This window comes from Stenotrophomonas sp. YIM B06876 (assembly GCF_030711595.1).
Classification (GTDB): Bacteria; Pseudomonadota; Gammaproteobacteria; order Xanthomonadales; family Xanthomonadaceae; genus Stenotrophomonas.
On the sequence record NZ_JAUJUJ010000330.1, the window covers coordinates 1 to 930 of the forward strand.

General features: G+C 64.6%; 1 protein-coding gene and 1 pseudogene. Both read right to left on the minus strand.

The window, feature by feature from the left end; genetic code table 11:
- Positions 1–415, minus strand: a pseudogene (locus QZH66_RS17080) (hypothetical protein); the annotation flags it as partial.
- A gap of 37 nt (positions 416–452) precedes the next feature.
- Positions 453–930, minus strand: a 478-nt coding sequence (locus QZH66_RS17085; protein ID WP_305807042.1) for an MCP four helix bundle domain-containing protein, incomplete at its 5' end; no start/stop codon positions are given.

Here is a 930-nt window from a genome sequence, read left to right on the forward strand (position 1 = left end):
GCGAGGACAGGTCCTGGTTGCCCGCGGCGATCTGGCCGGTCGCCGTGGCGATCGAGTCCGTGCCCTGGCGCACCTCGCCGACGATGCGCTGCAGGCTGTCGCGCATGGTTTTCATCGCGACCATCAAGCTGGTGCGGTCGTTGGCCTGGGTGTCGATCGCCACCGTGAGGTCGCCTTGCGCGATACGCCCGGCGATCTCTGCTGCATAGCCGGGCTCGCCGCCGAGCTGGCGCGTCAGGCTGCGCGAGAGCAGCAGGCCGATGATGATGCCCGCCAGTGCACCACCAATGGTCAGACTGATCAGCAGCACCCGTATGCTGTTGTAGACCCGATCGGTTTCGCTGTTCAGCTCATCGGCGTTGGCGTTTTTCCGTTCGACCAGCTCGGTCATCAGGTCGTCGGCCTTGTTGGCCAATGCCGCGGCAACCGTCAGCTGCTCGACCGAGCCGCGCTTATCGTTCAAGGGCTCGACGCGCAGCAGGGTGANCGGTCATCAGGTCGTCGGCCTTGTTGGCCAATGCCGCGGCAACCGTCAGCTGCTCGACCGAGCCGCGCTTATCGTTCAAGGGCTCGACGCGCAGCAGGGTGACCGTCTCCTTGACGGAATTCTCATAGGCCTGCACGGCGGCCCGCGTCTTGGCCACCAGATCCTTGCCGGCCTGCCTGACGAAGAGCTTCTCCGACGCGTCGAGCGACTGCTTGAGATTGTCGAAGCGCTGCGCCAACTCCTTCAGATGCCCTTCCCTGTCCTCTTCCGAATACGAAAGAATGGCGCTGCGGATCGAGCGCGTTGCGGCCAGCAGCTGGATGTTGGCCTCGGCCGCATGCCGCAGGCCCACCGTTTCACTCTGGTACATCGTGGTGGCCATGTTATTGATCTCGGCCGCCTTCAGGATGCCCTCGGTGCCGATCAGCGCGCCAATGGCGGAG